The sequence below is a fragment of the Streptococcus mitis genome, assembly GCF_946188695.1.
In the GTDB taxonomy this organism is placed as follows: Bacteria; Bacillota; Bacilli; order Lactobacillales; family Streptococcaceae; genus Streptococcus; species Streptococcus mitis_DF.
This window is the reverse complement of the sequence record NZ_CAMHWI010000038.1, coordinates 1-2,015: the sequence shown is the minus strand read 5'-3', so window position 1 is coordinate 2,015 and position 2,015 is coordinate 1. Positions and strand designations below refer to the sequence as shown.

The window sequence follows — 2,015 nt, the reverse complement described above, 5'->3', positions numbered from 1 at the left end:
AAAGTAACAACATTCTTTAAAGACAAAGATGGAAATGAAATCAAAGAAAAAGAAAGTGGTTCAGTAGATAAGAAAGAAATTCCAGAGTACAGATTCGTAGAAACGAAGAAACTGCCAAATGGAGATACTGTTCATGTTTATGAAAAAGTCATAACACCAACACCAGCTCCTCAACCAACTCCAGGTAAAGAGATTACAACGAGTTGGACTGATGAGAATGGAAATCCATTGAAACCAACTGAGCCAGGTTCTAAAGAACCTGGAACAATTCCAGGTTACGAATATGTGAAGACTGTGACAGATTCAAATGGAAATATCAGACATATCTTCCGTAAAGTTGAGATGCCAACTCCAACACCGGTTGAACCGACTCAACCAGCACAACCGGTAGAGCCAGCAGCTCCAGCAGCTCCAGCAATACCTGAACAGCCAGCAACACCAGAACAGCCAGTACAACCAACAGCAGTGAAAGAAGCTGAAGGTAAACGCGAATTGCCAAATACTGGTACAGAAGCTAGCGCTAGCCTCGCAGCGCTTGGACTTCTTGGAGCCCTAGGTGGATTTGGACTTCTTGCTCGCAAGAAAAAAGAAGACTAAAAACTCATAGTTTTTGAGAAGATGATTCGTCATCTTCTTTTTTATTTCAGAGTTTTTACTTGCGTAAAAAATTTTTTTCTAGTATAATAGTTTATTGTGAGCGAACCTCACTTACCCCTTGCAAAGTCTTGGGGTCATTAGACCAAAAGGAGGAACATATCAATGGCTAAATACGAAATTCTTTATATCATTCGTCCAAACATTGAAGAAGAAGCTAAAAACGCTTTGGTAGCACGTTTTGACTCTATTTTGACTGACAACGGTGCAACTGTTGTTGAATCAAAATCTTGGGAAAAACGTCGTCTTGCATACGAAATCAAAGATTTCCGTGAAGGACTTTACCACATCGTTAACGTTGAAGCAAACGACGATGCAGCTCTTAAAGAGTTTGACCGCCTTTCAAAAATCAACGCTGACATTCTTCGTCACATGATCGTCAAAACTGACGCGTAAGAAGGTAAACTATGATTAACAATGTTGTACTTGTAGGGCGTATGACACGTGACGCTGAGTTGCGTTATACCCCATCAAATGTAGCAGTTGCGACTTTTACTCTTGCAGTAAACCGTACATTTAAGAGTCAAAATGGCGAACGTGAGGCTGATTTTATCAATGTCGTTATGTGGCGCCAACAGGCTGAAAACCTAGCTAACTGGGCTAAAAAAGGCTCGCTTATCGGGGTGACAGGTCGTATCCAGACTCGTAGTTACGATAACCAGCAAGGACAACGTGTCTACGTGACAGAGGTCGTGGCTGAGAATTTCCAAATGTTGGAAAGCCGTAGTGTGCGTGAGGGTCACACAGGTGGAGCTTACTCTGCACCAACTGCAAACTATTCAGCACCTACAAATTCAGTACCAGACTTTTCACGTGATGAAAATCCATTTGGAGCAACAAATCCGTTGGATATTTCAGATGATGATTTACCATTCTAATGGACAACTAAAATTATAAAGGAGAAAAAACATGGCTCAACAACGTCGTGGCGGATTCAAACGCCGTAAAAAAGTTGATTACATCGCAGCAAACAAAATTGAATATGTTGATTACAAAGATACTGAGCTTCTTAGCCGTTTCGTTTCAGAACGTGGGAAAATCCTTCCACGTCGTGTAACAGGAACTTCAGCTAAAAACCAACGTAAAGTAACAACAGCTATCAAACGCGCTCGCGTAATGGCTTTGATGCCTTTCGTAAACGAAGATTAAAGAAAAGACCCGAGTGGGTCTTTTTTTCACGAGCCTTGAAATGAGAGAGCGAGTTGGGTCCGGGTGGACCTCTTTTTCAGACCCGCTTGGGTCTTTTTTTCACGAGACTTGAAATGGGAGAGCGAGTTGGGTCCAGTGGACCTCTTTTTCAGACCCGCTTGGGTCTTTTTTTCACGAGACTTGAAATGGGAGAGCGAGTTGGGTCCAGTGGA

Annotated in this window: 4 protein-coding genes; all 4 read left to right on the top strand. The window is 42.2% G+C overall.

Annotation, left to right across the window (positions count from 1 at the left end; translation table 11 throughout):
- On the top strand, nt 1–597 hold a 597-nt coding region (locus tag N8L33_RS09890; RefSeq protein ID WP_261059742.1), incomplete at its 5' end, for an LPXTG cell wall anchor domain-containing protein.
- Between the two features lie 162 nt (nt 598–759).
- Complete coding sequence (rpsF, locus tag N8L33_RS09885; protein WP_001151778.1) at nt 760–1,050, top strand: 30S ribosomal protein S6; 291 nt, start codon at nt 760–762, stop codon at nt 1,048–1,050.
- A gap of 11 nt (nt 1,051–1,061) precedes the next feature.
- Nucleotides 1,062–1,532, top strand: a complete 471-nt coding sequence (gene ssbA, locus N8L33_RS09880; protein WP_000609606.1) for a single-stranded DNA-binding protein SsbA — start codon at nt 1,062–1,064, stop codon at nt 1,530–1,532.
- Between the two features lie 31 nt (nt 1,533–1,563).
- Nucleotides 1,564–1,803, top strand: a complete 240-nt coding sequence (gene rpsR, locus N8L33_RS09875) for a 30S ribosomal protein S18 (RefSeq protein ID WP_000068664.1) — start codon at nt 1,564–1,566, stop codon at nt 1,801–1,803.
- Nucleotides 1,804–2,015 lie beyond the last annotated feature (212 nt).